Raw genomic sequence first — 15,808 nt, 5'->3', positions numbered from 1 at the left:
CAGCTATGCTAAAAATCCGCGAATACGTACAGGAATTCGTCACTCGTTCCGCTGAAGGCGGTGACATCCGCACTGATACCGTCTGCAAGACACCAGACGAGACCCGCGACTTCTTCAACAAGATTTTCGCAGAGGCTAAGGCTCGTCGCCGCCCAAGATTACGTACGGTTCGAGGGTGAGGGACGAGCCTGAGCCTGCGCACCATCTGCGATTCGTCACCACGATAAACGATAAGTCGGTTGGAATCCGGAATATCCAGAGCGTCGCCAATGTCCGTCAAAATCTTGCCCTGTCGCCCTCGGAAATCACCGGAAGCCTTGACCTCCACAATCCGACATTAGAAGTATCGACAATCCTACATTAGAGACATCAATAATCTGACATTAGGAACATCGATAATCCTACATCAGCAATAGTGACAGATGTCTAAATAATATTATTGTCGGAAACTGACCCAACTTCAAAAACAGTACCGTCACCGTAGCGAATCACCGGAAGCGTGTTGAAGCGGTGCTGTTTTTTCGTTGGCAATTGCGCGGCGACGGATAGGGACTAGAGTCTTCTCTTATATTCTTTAAACACGCGAAATATGTTTGGAAAGCGGCACTCGTTTCAGGCAGGGCCGCAACCGAAGGAAGGGATGGGTTGATGTCTGAGACCAAAAACAATTCCGGGAAACCGAAGGAAGGCAAAGTCAACGCTTCCAAGGCAACGGCAGGCATCGCTAAAGCTGACGACATCAAGGCACCAGTACAGGCAACGGGCCAAAACGCAAACGGTGCAAAAACCTCCGAAAGCTCCAAGCCCAAGGTCTTCAACAGCGACCCGTGGTACGGTTCCTACGCGGCCCGCGCCGACAACATGCGTGCCTCCGAGATCCGCGCGCTTTTCGCCACCGCTTCGCGTCCGGATGTGGTCTCGCTGGCAGGCGGCATGCCCTACCTCGAATACCTGCCGTTCAAGGAACTTTCCCAGCTCATCGCCAAGATGCTCGTCGACAAGGGTGACGTGGCTTGGCAGTATGGTTCGGCGCAAGGCGACCCGCATCTGCGCGAAGACGTGCTGCAGATCATGGCGCTCGAAGGCATCAAAGACGTGCAGCCCGACGACGTGGTGATTTCCAACGGTTCGCAGAACGCCATCGACCTGGTCACGCGCATCATGTGCGACCCGGGCGACGTGGTGATCACCGAGGCGCCGAATTACGTCGGCGCGCTCGGCGTCTTCTCGTCCTTCCAGGTCGACGTGGTCAACGCGCAGACCGACAAGGACGGGCTTATCCCCGAATCGTTCGAGGAGACCATCAAGGCCCAACTTGCGGCCGGCAAAAAGGTCAAGTTCCTTTATACCGTCCCCAATTTCCACAACCCCGCAGGCGTGACCATGAGCGTCGAACGCCGCCCGCGCATCATCGAAATCGCGCGCAAATACCATGTTCTGATCGTGGAAGACAACCCATACGGTCTGCTCGGCTTCAACGGCCAGACCTACCCCGCGCTGCGTTCGATGGACGCTGAAAACGTGGTCTACCTTTCCAGCTTCTCCAAAATCATCGCGCCGGGCATGCGCATCGCGTGGATCGTGGCGCCTCCGGGAATCCGCAAGAAGCTCATCCTGGCCAACGAGGCGTCGATCCTCTGCCCGCCAAACATGAGCCAGATGACCATCACCACCTACCTCGATAACTTCGACTGGAAGCATCAGATCAGCCAGTACCGCGGCATGTACAAAGAACGTTGCGACACCATGGACGCAGCGCTGAAGGAGTACCTGCCGTATTGCTCGTGGAACAAGCCCAAGGGCGGCTTCTACATCTGGCTGAAGATTCCCGAGGGCCTCAATTCCAAGGAAATGCTGCCTCGCGCCATCACCGCGAAGGTCGCCTACGTGGCCGGCACCGGCTTCTACCTCGACGGCAGCGGCACGCACCACATGCGCCTTTCGTTCTGCTATCCGACGCCGGACAAGATCACGCTGGGCATCAAGCGGCTTGCGGGCGTGATGAATAACGAGCTCAAGACCGCCGAACTTTTCGGTACCGCCAAGGCCGATGCAGACACGAGTCACGCAGCCAACGCCGCCGGCAACGCGGCCGCCACCGATAAGACGGACAAGAAAGACTGAAGGAGCATTCCATTATGGCAAAGCACATCAAAGCAACGAAGCACGCGGCCACAATCAAAGACCACGCTCCCATCGACCGCGCAGCGACGAAAGTACTCGTCATCTGCGGCGGCATGAGCCACGAGCGCGACGTCTCGATTTCCAGCGGTCATCGTGTCAGCGGCTACCTTGAAGATGCCGGGTGGGACGTTGCTATACACGATATGGACAGCGAACTGCTGCCGTACTTGAGCAACCCCGAAACCCGTCCCGACATCGTCTGGCCGCTGCTGCACGGCGCCAACGGTGAGGATGGATCGATCCGCGACATCCTCGAAATGGAAGGTCTGCCGTATATCGGCTCGCGCGCGAAGGCCTCGCGCACGGCCTGGAGCAAGCCCATCGCCAAGAACGTGGTGCGCAAGCTTGGTGGTCTTTCCACGCCGGTTTCGGTGGCGTTGCCTGAATCGACGTTCCGCGAGCTGGGCGCGAAGAAAGTAGTCGATCTACTGGTTTCCTCGCTTAAGTTGCCGCTTTTCGTCAAGCCGACGCAGGGCGGCTCGGCGATGGGTTGCACTCGCGTTGACAAGGCTGAAGAGTTGCCACAGGCAATGGTGAATAGCTTCGCATACGGCGACGTTGCGCTGGTGGAGCGGGCCGTCACCGGTACCGAAATTTCGGTATCCGTGCTGGAAATCGACGGCGAGCCGCTCGTTCTGCCGCCGCTCGAAGTGGCCACGCCCGATGGCGAATATGATTACGAAGCCCGCGTGACCCCCGGCCCTACCGATTTCTATGTTCCCGCGCGTCTGCCCGAATCCGTTCTCGAGGCGGCGCAGGAAGCGGCGCTCACCGCGCATAACACCTTGAGCCTGCGCGACATCTCCCGCACCGACTTCATCGTCGATTCCGCCGGCGTTCCGGAGTTCCTCGAGTCGAACGTGGCCCCTGGCATGACCGCAACTTCGCAGCTACCCCAAGCCGCCATCGCCGCCGGTTACAGCCTCTCGGACCTCTACTCGCTCCTGGTGGAATCTGTTCTGCGCCAGCATCGCGCGGATCAGTAGGAAATAGGCACCCTGATTCTCACGTTATTATGTGCAATCCGTCCGTTTCCGGGTTGCACATTTTACGTATTACGTCAAAAAAGTGCACCTTATCCGTGCTTAAGTGCACTTTTTCGACGCTACCGTCAGAAAAATGCAACTTACACACGCTAAAGTGCACTTTTTCGACGCTACCGTGGAAAAAGTGCATGCTGTAGGCCGAGAGCGCAGATTACCGTAATCATGCCCGGAACCGTCCAGCCAATAGGTCACTTGCCCTTACGGTACATACGTCGGAACGACATGCTGCGCTTGCTGCTCGATGCGAATCAGCCATTCCGGAGTCAGCGCCACCGCCAGCACCACCAGCAGCACCACGAGAATCGCACCGTAAATCAGCGTTCGCACCCATAGCGGGCGACGGCGCAGGGCAGGAATCCCGTCCAACAACAACCATCCCAGCACCAAACCAACCACGAAGCCACCGACATGTGCCTGCCATGCCACATGGGGCACGAACAGCGGCATTGCCAAATCGATGACAATCCAAACCACCATTCCGCGGATATCCGCGTGCGTGCGCCGGAAAACGAGAAGCACCACGGCGAAAAGTCCGAACAACGCGCCAGAAGCGCCATACGAGGACATAGCCCAATCGTTGGTGAAATGGCTATAGACGATCTGACCATCGGAGGCACCGAGCCCGCAGATCAGGTAGACGGCAAAGAAGCACCAGTGCCCGAGCAGACCTTCCAGATACGGCCCGATGATAATCAGCGTGAGCATGTTGCCCAGCACATGCAATACATTTGGGTCATGCATGAACATGGAGGTGAACCACGACCAAGGCTTCAAAAGCGCAAAACCGGAGGTGAACGATCCGTTGAAAATCAGACTGTTAAACTGCTGCGGCGAACCATATTTGAATAGCACTTCCACAAGCCATACCGCCACACAGGCAACGACGATCGCCCATGTGATTATTGGGCCGCCAGAACTCCATTGATACCGTAATTTCCGAAACCACCGCTGGATGTCGCCATTCCCATTGCTCATTGTTGCATTTTATCGATTCAAGCGTACAAGGTCTCATGTATTACATTAAGAAAGTCCTGATTGCCGCATCCAAGAATCTTGGTTCCACCTTCAAGAAACCTTGAAGTTTTCGATTTTCATGGGCTTTGCACCCAATTGTCACAAAACATCGGCTAGGATAGAAGCAACGTTGGCTTGGACGCGCAAGCCGGCACTTAAGAAAGGAGCCGTCATGGAGAACAAGTCTTCTAACGGTTGGAAGTTCTTTGCGCTGCTCTTCGGCGGTCTGCTTGCTGCAGTCGTCGGCCTGTATATGTACAAGCAGCAGAACCCCGACTATGATCCGTGGGAAGAGCCGTGGGAAAACAGCTCTTCGCCAGTCGATTTGGGTCTTGATAAGGAAGCAGATCCGAAGCCTGAAGAGGGCCCGGAAGCCGCTACCGCCTGACCTGTATTTATTTCATTATTCAAAACCGCCGCATCGCTCTTGTTAGCAGTGCGGCGGTTTTGCTTTGCTTTTAACCGTCCATAAGGCGAGGGACTATGACGCTATGGCAGCAATACGGGAACAGGATATTTCAAAGGGCATGGCAGCGTTGGACCAATGGCGCAAGGAGGCGGACACGCATCGTGGCGAACCGCTTGAGGCAAGGCTTGCGTTTTCGCCCAACGGTCTGCCGCGCAACACGTGGGCGATGGCGGTGCGATATTCGCTGTATCTCTTGGAGAACAAGGCTCCCGGCCCCGGCGTCGAAGTACGCGTGGCACCGTGGGGAGCGGTGAAAATCCTCGATGGCCCCGCTTCGGACCCGCATAATCTCACTCCGCCCGACGTCATCGAACTCGACCCGGACGTATGGCTGCGCCTGGCATGCGGCCTGACCTCATGGGCCGAGGAGAAGGACGCCGGCCGCATCACTGCGGTGGGCGAGCGCGACGATTTAGCGGCACTGTTACCGCTAGATTGACAATGACGTGGACACTTTTAGGTCCCCGCCCAAAGTGTCCACGACGTCAAACATCAAATCTGGAAATCGAGGCCAATCCGGTCGGAAAGCCAACGCGCGAACCACGAAATCGCGTAATTGATAAGCACGTAGATGATGGACGTCACCAAATAGACCGGCAACAGGCTGTTGTAGTTGGCGATAAGCACCTTCGTGTTCTGCATCATCTCGGGGTAGGTGACCACGTAGCCGAAGGTCGTGTCCTTGACCACAACGACGAGCTGGGCAACCATGGTGGGCACCACGATGCGGAACATCTGCGGCAGAACGATGGACTGATACATCTGCCAGCGGGTGAGGCCCAACGAAAACGCAGCTTCCTTCTGCCCGATCGGTACCGCTTCGACGCCCGAGCGGAAGACCTCGGCGAGCACGGCCGAAGCGTAGCTGGCCACGGGAATGACCACCATCCAATAGGTGCTCATATGAATGCCGAACTGTGCCGGCACGAGGAAGAAGAAGTAGATAAAGAGCAGCGTCGGGGTGCCGCGCACGAACTCGATGACGGCGGTGGAAAGCCAGCGAATCGGCGCGAATCCGGACAAGCGCCCGAACATCAGCACCAGGCCGCACACCAGCCCGATCGCGCCTGCGCCAAACGCTGCGCGTAACGTGCCGACTAGGCCCATTCCAAGGAATCCCCAGACCTTCGGATCGCCGAAAAGGCTCCAATACATGGGCGCAAATTGCCCGTTGATATACAACCGATAAACCACCCAGGCGAGCAACGCCACCAACGCGGCGACGGCCACGGCGGTACCCACGGCGATGCGGCGCTTGGTGCGCGGCCCTCCCGCCTCAAACAGCGCGGCCTCGGTGGGGCTCAACGATCTCGATTTCACCGACATAGTGCCACCTTCTTCTCGAGGAACCGGCCAATTGCAGCGATCACCAGGCCCGTGCACACATAGAACATCGCGGCGACGAAGAAGGTGGGGATGCCGAGCGCGTCTTTGGTGTTGATCTGGTTGACCAGGCCCGTGAGCTCGGTATGGGCCAGCGGCACCATCGCGCCGGTCGAGGAGCTGACAATCACCGAGATGAAGAGGGTGACCATGGGCTGCACCACGGTGCGCAGCGCCTGCGGCATGATGATGGAGGAGACGATGTCAAAGAACGTGAGGCCGAGCGACCGGGCGGCCTCCACCTGGCCCGGATCGATGGCGTTGATGCCGCTGCGCAGGGCGTCGCAGCCGAACGCAGAGGCCACGAGGATGAGCGTGACGATGACGCTGGGCTCGTAGTCGATCACCAGGCCGACCTCAGGAAGCGCGAAGACGATGAAGATGAGCAGCGCGAGCACCGGAATGTTGCGGAAAACCTCGACGTAGAAAGAAATAGCGGCGCGCAACGGGGGGATGGGGCTGACGCGCAGCGTGGTGAGCACGAACGCGAGCGCCACGCCTCCCACGAACGAGAGCACGCCAATGCGCAGCGCGACCCCATAGCTGGAGACGTACTGCCAGCCGTAGTGGGCGAGGAGGTAAACCAGCGACCCCCATAACGATTGATGTGTGGCCATATCTGCCCTTCTTCACCATCCGTGTTCGCGATGTCTGCAACGTTTGCGAGCTTCGCAACGTTCACGATTGTTTGTGATCATTCGCGATGCCTGCGGTGTTCGCCGCATCGCTTCACCGTTTCCGTCGGCTCGCAATCACTTTCATGCGCTTGCCGCATAGTCTTTTATTACATTACGCCCCGTGTGTTTCACGCCGAAGAAGATGTTTCGTAAATCACAGATATTGAGGTGAAACACGGCCAGAGACATTGAAACGATGGGACACAGCGATATCTCTTTCCCACCTGTATTCCACCGACATCTCACCGACATCTCGAACGCGCGAGATGGCGCCGCCGCCTTGCGAGACAGCGACGCCATCGGCGTACATCATGGTTTGATTATATTATCATTTCACCGTGTTCAAAGCTTGGCCGTATCCGTGGGGTGCCCGCGATACCCAGCACCGCGGCCGTATACGCGACCAAGTCTTGCTCACTCCTTGGTGATGGCCGGAGGCGTCGGCACCTTGGTGACGCCAGTGCGCTCGCCCACGGTGAGTTTCCAGAGCTTAGCCCACGTGCCATCGGCCTCGATCTTCTTGAGCCAGGCGTTAACGAACTCGGTGCCGTCGGAGCCCTTAGGCAGGCCGATACCGTACTCGTCCTTGTCGCCGAAAGGCTTGCCGGCGAGCTTCAAAGCCTGCGGATCCTTGGCGATGTCGCCGAGCACGAGCGACTCGTCGACCACGTAGGCGTCGATGCGGCCCTGCTTCAGGGCCTGCACGAGCTCGGCGTCGGTCTGGAATTCCTGTGCACTGGCCTTCGGCGCGAACTTCTTGACGATGGCCGGGCCGGTGGAGCCAGCCTGCACGCCGACCTTCTTGCCCGCCAGGTCACCAACGGAATTGATGGTCTTGTTGGTGGACTTGACGAGAATCGCCTGCTGGCTACTGAGGTAGGGGCCGGCGAAATCGATCTTCTGCTGACGCGCCGGATTAATGGAGTAGGTGGCGAAAACCGTGTTGACGGTGCCGTTCTGCAAGACGGCCTCGCGAGTAGATGAGTCCACCACGCTCACCGAGGTCTTCGCGTCGCCCAGGATGTAGCGGGCGAGCAGCTGGGAAAGGCCCGCGTCGAAGCCACGCACCTTATTGTCGTCAGGGCTTTGCAGCGAGAACAGCGCCGAGGACTTCACACCGCCGACCTTCAGCACGCCCTGCTCCTTGACGGCCTTGGCCCACTTGTTGGCGTTGACGGTGGAACCACTCGCCACCTCGCCGGAATCCACGAGCTTGTCGTAGGCCTTGGTATCAAGCGGCTTGCCCGTGGACTGCGCTGGCGCCGGGCTCTTGGCCGGCGCGGAATTGGTGCCGCCGCAGCCCGAAAGCGCGATGCCCAACGCGGCTACTGCGGCCAGCAAACCAACCGTTACCTTTTTCCTGGATTTCGAAAGCACCATGCGTACTCCTTTATTCTTTCCTGATCGCTTATTGTCGCGGAGCCGGCGCAACCACGCCAATCCGCACATATACCTCTTCGAAGCGCGATGCCTGCCACCCGTTTGTCTCCATTTTGGTTTCGCTGGGTTTGGAGAGAGACAGCTGGTGTCGCGCATCGGTTGTGGTTCAAGTCTAAACGCCGAGGCCGCTCTAATCTAGGGAAAATCATTCCAAATGGATATCGCGAATAGTTATGACGCTTCATCGAATGGTTGCAATCACAGTCAAATCCGCGTGCAATCGCGCCCGCAACACGAGTCACGGCCGCTTAGCCATCAGCGAATTGCAGAGACGCGACAGGGCCGGTTAGAGGCAAACAAGACCGAGACGTTAAGAGAATATCCTGACCCGATACCCCCGATATCGCCGATATCCTTGACGTCCCCAGATTTCCTCGAAGTCACACAAGTCCCTAGCAATCGCCAAAGTCCCTCGAATAAAAAAATCCGCGCGCCAACGAAAATGTGGTCACGCGGAAATTACGGAAATACCATGCCTACTATTGCTGTTCCAGCTCTGCTATCCTGCTATCAGGCCTTGTCTCCCTTGGGCTTTGGCTTACGAAGGGCGCTAGGCACAGGCATGCGAATCGGCTTGTGAGGCTTCGGCATTGGCGCCTTCTTGGCATTCGCGGATTTTGTGTTGTCGCTGCTGGAAGCCTTCGCTGCGGCCTCGGCGGCCCACTTGGCGTAATCGTCCAGGTCGTCGTCTGCAACCGGCAAATTCTCATGCTCGTCTGCGTCATCGGTATGCGCACCTTTATCAGGCTCGCCATGATTCCGCGAATATTCCTTTTCAACCTCAGTGAATGGGTCTGCCGATCCACTGCCCGGTTCCTGTGCGCCCAGCTCCTTCGCCAGCTCGTCATAATCGGTATCGGTTGTCAAATACTTCAGCTTACGGGCCATTTTCTTCTGTTTAGCCTTTTGACGTCCGCGGCCCATTTGACCCCCCGAATTATTTTCAGTCGCAATTTAATCCATCAATATAGTAGAATACCACCCAATCTGTTACGTTTCATTGTCGGCTCAGACTTTTACCATAAAAACAAGATTTTCAAGGATTCCAGACATTAAGGGCAGGTCATGGCGGACACACAGAACAGCGTGGAAAACGAACAAGTCACTGCGGCAGGCAACGAAATAAGCGCAAGTTTTGTCGAGGCAAAGAAGCGTTCCGACGCGGTTTTGGCCAAGCTCGAGAAGAATCCAGATAAGTTCACGATGCTTACCGGCGACCGGCCGACCGGACGCCTGCACCTCGGCCATTATTTCGGCTCGATTCGCGAGCGTGTCGCGATGCAGAACAAGGGCGTGCACACCAACGTGCTCATCGCCGATTACCAGGTGATCACCGACCGCGACACCACCGAGCACATTCAAGACAATACATTGAACATGGTGCTCGATTATCTTGCGGCGGGCATCGACCCGAACAAGACCATGATTTTCGCGCATTCTGCCGTCCCGAGCGAGAACCAGCTGATGCTGCCGTTCCTTTCTCTGGTCACCGAGGCCGAGCTGCTGCGCAACCCGACCGTCAAGGCAGAGGCGGAAGCGAGCGGCCACGCGCTGACCGGGCTTTTGCTCACCTATCCTGTCCATCAGGCTTGCGATATCCTCTTCTGCAAGGCTAACGTCGTGCCGATCGGCAAGGACAACCTGCCGCACGTCGAGATCACGCGCACCATTGCGCGCCGCTTCAACGAACGTTACGCCAAGAAGAACCCCGTCTTCCCCGAGCCGACCGCCATTCTTTCCGATGCGCCGGAGATTCCGGGGCTCGACGGCCGCAAGATGAGCAAATCCTATGGCAATTCCATCATGCTCGGCGCCACTGCGGAGGAAACCGCCAAGCTCATCAAGAAGAGCCCGACCGATTCCGAACGTCGTATTACATTTGATCCGATCAAGCGCCCACAGGTTTCCGCGCTGCTGACCACCGCCGGGCTGGTCACCGACCGCGACCCGAGGGATATCGCCGAGGAGATTGGCGACGCTGGGGCAGGCGCCCTGAAGCAGTACGTCACCAAATCCGTCAACGAATTCCTCGCCCCGCACCGTGAGCGCCGCGAAGAGCTGGCGAAGGACATGGATTCAATCCGCGACATCATCCACGACGGCAACAAGCGCGCCAACGAAATCGCCGCGGAGACCCTCGATCAGGTCCGCAGCGCCATGGGTATGAAGTACTAGAACTTTCAACACAAAGGTCGAGTGATTCGATTTTGGGAATGGCCATTTCTTGCCATTTCCGATCTCTTATCACTCGACCTTTGTGTTATCACACGTCATAGCGCCAAGACTTGTCGGTGATCACGCGGGCCATCGCCAGGCCGATCGGCAGGCAGAGGATGACCATGAAGGCGCGGAAGGCCCAGTCCAACGCGTTCAAAGTGTCGAACTGGCCGAGATAGAACATCGCGCGGTACATATACAGGCCGGGCACCATGATGACGATCGACGGCACGGTCAGGCAGATACGCGGGTAGCCGAGGTAGGGCGGAAGGAAGCCGTGCCGCACCGACGAACGCCAGAGCGAGGCAAGCAGGCCGGCGAGCATCGCGCCAAGGAACGCGGCGGCTTCCGGCGGCATGCCGAAATCGACGATGGTCAGGCGCAGGGTGTCGGTGATCGCGCCGATGACGGCGGCCGTGAAGCACATGCGCTGCGGCGAATTGAACAGTACCGAGAATCCCCAGACCCCGCCGAACGCGCAGACCGCACGCAGGGCGGCGTTGACCCAAGGGTTGAGGCCGAGCGGTTCGAAACCTTGCGGGCTCAGGTGGACGATGGACGCCACCATCCAGCCTGCGAGCGTGGCCATAAGGATGAGCGCGAGCGTATAAACCAAACGCTGAATGCCGCTGGGTAGGTCCATTTTGGCGATATCAAGGCCGCCGGTAATCAGCGGGAAACCGGGGATGACGAAGAGCATCGCACCGATATAGGCGGTGTCATGTCGCAGGGCCACCGGGTCGAAGACGCCGATCAGTCGCAGCGTACCCACACAAGCGAACGCGGCCACAGCAACGGCCACGAACGTAACGAAGAACTGGTTGAGGTGGTAGACGAACATCCGCCGTCGCACCCAATGGCCGATGCCGGCGCCGACGAACGCGCCGATCATGTCGTAAGGGCCACCGCCGAGCAGGAAGACGAAGCACGCGCATGCCACGGCGGAGGCGATGGCCGAGAACCACGGCGCGTAAAGCGGCTTGCGGTGCTGGATAAGGCTCAGCCTCTCGTGCGCCTGACGGACGGTGATGCCGCGGCTGGCGTTGGAAGAGGACTTAGACGTAACCTTGGCCCTGGATTGAGATTCGGATTTTGCCGATTTCGTTGCAGCAGAAGAATTAGCAGCGCTGGCACTATCGACATTTTGGTTTACTAAATCATTGGCATTGACGGAATTATCAGATGTCTGGTTATTACCCTCGACACTGCCAGAACCATTACGAATAGATTCAGAAGCGACATTCTTGTCGACAGCCGCAGCCTCACGCTCGGCGGCAATGTCTTCGCGGGTCTTGCCGATATGCTCGAAATGCGCCGCATACTCGCCCTTTGGTGGACGGAATCCGCGCTTTTGGGCCCGCTTGGCAGCCTTCTCATGCACCCGTTTACGCCGTTCTACCTCATGATGTGCCTTCTGCGTGGCCCGCAACATGGAATGTTCGGCGTCAGGATTGTCAAGCTGCTGCACCATCGCCTGCGAGACCGCGGTCTGGGCGTGGTAGGTGGTCGCCGGAGCGCCGATATTGACACTGAACCAGTCTGCGAAATGCTCAAGCAGCCAGATACGCTCCGTATTGACTCCAGTCGTCGGCAAATCGACAACTTGCGTAATCCTGCTGACACCGTCGCTGCACGACACATCCATATCGGTGAGGTTGATATTCGCCCGAACATGTACGCCGAGCGGGTAGCCGATGCGGTGCATCAGCTCGCGGATACGAAAGCTTCCCGTACCAGCGCGCAAGTCGAGCAGCCCCACCCGCGCGATGATGCTCGCCTTCGCCGCGATGCCGGCGTCCACCACCGGCGTATCCCAATCACGTTCGATGTCGGCGGTATCCAGCGGCATGTAATGCGTCAGCCGGTCATGTACCTTGGCTCGGTGATCGCCGCGAACGCCGCCGCCAGCCCCAGCGTCGTGGTCTTTATTCTCGTCAATCGAAGCCACCGCCTCGGCCACACGCCGGTATTCCTCGGAATCGGATTCATCCAATTGCCCGAAGATGTCATCGATGCCCTCGTCGCTACGCTCGGCATCATTGACGCCATCGGTCATATTGACCGTTTTCTCGATATCCTCAGCCACCGCGTCCATGTCGGCATTCTCGTCCGTCAAACTCGTCCCTTTCCTTGCCATGGCAGCCATGGCGACTTCCCCTCGTTTCGGCATCATTCAGCGCTTGTACACGTGCTTCCAGCCAAAATCTTCACGCTCAAATCGTATGAAAATACAGCGAATACCAATATTTCGTATAAAAATCTGATTTTTCCGACACTATATTTTTAGCACGCGCGAGGTAAGTCTCCGCCTCCCAGAAAACTCGTCCGGAATATGGCCATTATTGGGTTTTGTTACGTAAATGTCGATTAGGTCACCTTACAATCGAACAGGACTCGCCAAGCAATGGCTTTGGGTTCGCAACAGATGGCACCACAACCGCGGAGGAGCCGCGGAATGCCAACAGATCGAACAACCGGAAGCTTGGTTTGAAGGAGGTCTGAATGGCTGAGGATACCAAAAACAACAAGCCAGCAAAAAATCAACCGATCACGCAGCCTGATGCCGCATTATTCACTTCCGGGGTCGGGACCAAAGGCCCCGAGGAACGTGACCTTCCCGAATCGCTGAAAGACGATCTGGCACTCTGCCTTGAGATTCTGCGCACCGTGCTCGGGGAATACGACAAGAATCTGCTTTCCACATTCGACACCGTGCGCGGCTACGCCGTCAAGGCGAGCGCCGAACACTATGCGGAAACCATCGGCAAGGAACAGCCCAAGGAAGACAACCTCGAAAAGGCCGAAAAGGTCATCGACGCTCTGGACGTCCATCAGGCTCAGCTGCTTGCACGCGCGCTCACCACGTATTTCCATCTGGCGAATCTTTGCGAGGAGAACTACCGCGTTTCCGTGCTGCACAAGCGCGAGGCGAACGTGGGCGAGGATGCCGCGACCGATCCGGTCAACGAACTGACCGGTGCATATCACCAGCTCATCAACGAAATGGGCCCGGCCAAAGCCAAGAAGCTTCTGAACAAGCTTGAGTTCCATCCCGTCTTTACCGCGCATCCCACCGAGGCCCGCCGTAAGGCCGTCGAGGGCAAGATCCGCCGCATCGCCACGCTTTTGAGCGCCGGCAAGTTGATGGGAGGATCCGACAAGAAGGAGAACTACCGTCGTCTTTACAACGAGATCGACGCGCTCTTCCGCACCTCGCCGATTGGCGCCAAGAAGCCGACACCGGTTGAGGAAGCCGACACCATCATCGACATTTTCGACAACACGTTGTTCGATACCATCCCGCAGGTCTATCGTCGCTTCGACGATTGGATTCTCGGCGACCAGGCCGGAATCGCTGAGCCGCAATGCCCCGCGTTCTTCCATCCCGGTTCCTGGATCGGCACCGACCGCGACGGTAACCCGAACGTCACCGCCAAGGTCAGCCGCGCCGTGGCCCGCAAATTCAGCGACCACGCCATTGAGGCGCTGGAAAAGGCGACCCGCACCGCCGGCACGAACCTTACGATGGAAGCCGTCACCACGCCTCCGAGCGACGAACTTGTCAACCTCTGGAGCCATCAGAAGGAAATGAGCGAGCGCCTGACCGACAAGGCCGCCTCCACTTCATCGCACGAGTTGCACCGCGCGGTCATGCTGGTCATGGCCGACCGTTTGCATTACACTGTGGTGCGCGACGCCGATCTGATGTACAAGAGCTGCGACGATTTCATCGCCGACCTCAAGATCGTGCAACGTTCGCTGGCGGCAGCCGGCGACAAGCGCGCGGCTTATGGCCCAGTGCAGGACGTCATCTGGAAGGCGCAGACCTTCGGATTCCATCTCGTGGAGACGGAATTCCGCCAGCATTCGCTCGTTCACACTCGTGCTCTGGAGGACATCCGCGAGCACGGCCTGCACGGCGAGCGCGGCGAACTGCAGCCGATGACTCACGAGGTGCTCGACACCTTCCGTGCGCTCGGCGCCATCCAGAAGCGCAACGGTCAGAAGGCCGCCCGCCGCTACATCATCTCGTTCACCAAGTCCGCGCAGAACATCCGCGACGTCTACGAGCTCAATCGCATGGCGTTCTCGAACCCCGAGGACGTGCCGACCATCGATGTCATCCCGCTCTTCGAGCAGCTGCAGGATCTGCAGAACTGCGTTGACGTGCTTGACGAAATGATCAAGATTCCTGAAGTTCAGGCTCGCCTGAAGGCGACCGGCGGCAAGCTCGAGGTCATGCTCGGCTACTCCGATTCCTCCAAGGATGCCGGCCCGACCACTGCAACGCTCGCTCTGCATTCGGCACAGGGGCGCATTGCGGAATGGGCCGAGAAGAACAATATCGACCTGACGCTCTTCCACGGCCGTGGCGGCGCTGTCGGCCGTGGCGGCGGCCCCGCGAACCGTGCGGTGCTTGCGCAGCCCAAGGGTTCCGTCAATTGCCGCTTCAAGCTCACCGAACAGGGCGAGAGCATTTTCGCCCGCTATGGCAACCAGGCGCTGGCCATTCGTCATGTCGAGTCCGTGGCGGCGGCGACGCTCTTGCAGTCCGCTCCGAGCGTCGAGAAGACGACCACCGAGATGACCAAGAAGTACGCGCCGATGACGCAGAAGCTCGACGAATCCGCGCACAAGCGCTTCCTCGACCTGCTCAATACGCCTGACTTCACGCCTTGGTTCTCCACCGTGACCCCGTTGACCGAAATCGGCCTGCTGCCGATCGGTTCCCGCCCGGCCAAGCGCGGCCTCGGCGCCAAGTCGCTCGACGACCTTCGCACAATTCCGTGGGTCTTCTCTTGGGCCCAAGCGCGCATCAACCTGGCCGCTTGGTACGGCCTGGGAACTGCGTGCGAGGAATTCGGCGACCTGAAAACCCTGCGCGGCGCCTACAAGGAGCTGCCGATGTTCTCCACGTTCATCGACAACATCGAGATGTCGCTGGCCAAGACCGACGAGCGCATCGCCAAGATGTATCTGGCGCTGGGCGACCGCGACGACTTGCGCGACAAGGTCCTGAACGAAATGGAACTCACCCGCAAGTGGGTGCTCGCCATCGTCGGCGACGATTGGCCGCTGCAGCATCGCCACGTGCTCGGCCAGGCCGTGCGCGTGCGTTCGCCGTACGTCGATATCCTCTCCGTCATCCAAGTGCTCGCTCTGCGCAGCCAGCGCGAACTGCAGAAGAAGCAGGATGCACAGGCCGCCAAGGCAAAGGCCAACGGCGAGGCCCCGGAGAACGCTGGTGCCGTCGAGCCGAAGAAGACGGACAACGAGGAGCTGGCCCGCGACCAACAGCGCGGCGGCTTCACCTACCTCATCCTCTGCACGGTTTCCGGAGTAGCCGCCGGCCTGCAGAACACGGGCTGAGTTTTGTA

Annotated in this window: 13 protein-coding genes; 7 read left to right on the top strand and 6 right to left on the bottom strand. The window is 58.4% G+C overall.

Translation table 11 applies throughout. From position 1 onward, the window contains the following. Positions 1-5: 5 nt before the first annotated feature. The 3 genes from OZX70_RS00260 (at position 6) to OZX70_RS00250 (ending at position 3,170) form a co-directional block, all read left to right on the top strand. Complete coding sequence (locus OZX70_RS00260; protein ID WP_277180993.1) at positions 6-179, top strand: hypothetical protein; 174 nt, start codon at positions 6-8, stop codon at positions 177-179. Between the two features lie 469 nt (positions 180-648). Further along, a complete protein-coding gene (locus tag OZX70_RS00255; protein WP_277180990.1) occupies positions 649-2,124 on the top strand; it encodes a PLP-dependent aminotransferase family protein in 1,476 nt (491 codons plus the stop codon). Between the two features lie 14 nt (positions 2,125-2,138). Continuing rightward, positions 2,139-3,170, top strand: a complete 1,032-nt coding sequence (locus tag OZX70_RS00250) for a D-alanine--D-alanine ligase (protein WP_277180988.1) — start codon at positions 2,139-2,141, stop codon at positions 3,168-3,170. Between the two features lie 258 nt (positions 3,171-3,428). Here OZX70_RS00250 and OZX70_RS00245 read toward each other — a convergent pair whose 3' ends face one another. Continuing rightward, complete coding sequence (locus OZX70_RS00245; protein ID WP_277180987.1) at positions 3,429-4,082, bottom strand: rhomboid family intramembrane serine protease; 654 nt, start codon at positions 4,080-4,082, stop codon at positions 3,429-3,431. Positions 4,083-4,416: 334 nt separating this feature from the next. Between OZX70_RS00245 and OZX70_RS00240 the strand changes: the two genes are divergently transcribed. Next, positions 4,417-4,632, top strand: a complete 216-nt coding sequence (locus OZX70_RS00240; RefSeq protein ID WP_277149531.1) for a hypothetical protein — start codon at positions 4,417-4,419, stop codon at positions 4,630-4,632. A 103-nt stretch (positions 4,633-4,735) separates the two neighbouring features. After that, a complete protein-coding gene (locus OZX70_RS00235) occupies positions 4,736-5,152 on the top strand; it encodes a sterol carrier family protein (RefSeq protein WP_277180984.1) in 417 nt (138 codons plus the stop codon). 53 nt (positions 5,153-5,205) lie between these two features. Here OZX70_RS00235 and OZX70_RS00230 read toward each other — a convergent pair whose 3' ends face one another. From OZX70_RS00230 to OZX70_RS00215, 4 genes are all read right to left on the bottom strand, one after another. Next, entirely contained in the window at positions 5,206-6,039 is an 834-nt protein-coding gene (locus tag OZX70_RS00230; RefSeq protein WP_277180982.1) for an amino acid ABC transporter permease, read from the bottom strand. Beyond that, a complete protein-coding gene (locus OZX70_RS00225; protein ID WP_277180980.1) occupies positions 6,030-6,713 on the bottom strand; it encodes an amino acid ABC transporter permease in 684 nt (227 codons plus the stop codon). The genes OZX70_RS00230 and OZX70_RS00225 overlap by 10 nt, the downstream gene beginning before the upstream one ends. A gap of 474 nt (positions 6,714-7,187) precedes the next feature. Beyond that, a complete protein-coding gene (locus tag OZX70_RS00220) occupies positions 7,188-8,153 on the bottom strand; it encodes a glutamate ABC transporter substrate-binding protein (protein WP_277180978.1) in 966 nt (321 codons plus the stop codon). Positions 8,154-8,723: 570 nt separating this feature from the next. Continuing rightward, a complete protein-coding gene (locus OZX70_RS00215; RefSeq protein WP_277180976.1) occupies positions 8,724-9,137 on the bottom strand; it encodes a DUF3073 domain-containing protein in 414 nt (137 codons plus the stop codon). A 141-nt stretch (positions 9,138-9,278) separates the two neighbouring features. On the opposite strand from OZX70_RS00215, the gene trpS reads away from it, so the two are divergent. After that, entirely contained in the window at positions 9,279-10,388 is a 1,110-nt protein-coding gene (gene trpS, locus OZX70_RS00210; RefSeq protein WP_277180973.1) for a tryptophan--tRNA ligase, read from the top strand. A gap of 88 nt (positions 10,389-10,476) precedes the next feature. On the opposite strand, the gene OZX70_RS00205 is transcribed toward trpS, so the two are convergent. After that, positions 10,477-12,279 (bottom strand): threonine/serine exporter family protein, encoded by a 1,803-nt coding sequence (locus tag OZX70_RS00205; protein WP_277182207.1) that lies wholly within the window; start codon positions 12,277-12,279, stop codon positions 10,477-10,479. 653 nt (positions 12,280-12,932) lie between these two features. Here OZX70_RS00205 and OZX70_RS00200 point away from each other — a divergent pair. Further along, entirely contained in the window at positions 12,933-15,800 is a 2,868-nt protein-coding gene (locus tag OZX70_RS00200) for a phosphoenolpyruvate carboxylase (RefSeq protein ID WP_277180971.1), read from the top strand. Positions 15,801-15,808 lie beyond the last annotated feature (8 nt).

It is taken from the genome of Bifidobacterium sp. ESL0732, from assembly GCF_029395535.1.
GTDB lineage: Bacteria > Actinomycetota > Actinomycetes > Actinomycetales > Bifidobacteriaceae > Bifidobacterium.
This window is presented reverse-complemented; position numbering and strand designations above follow the sequence as displayed.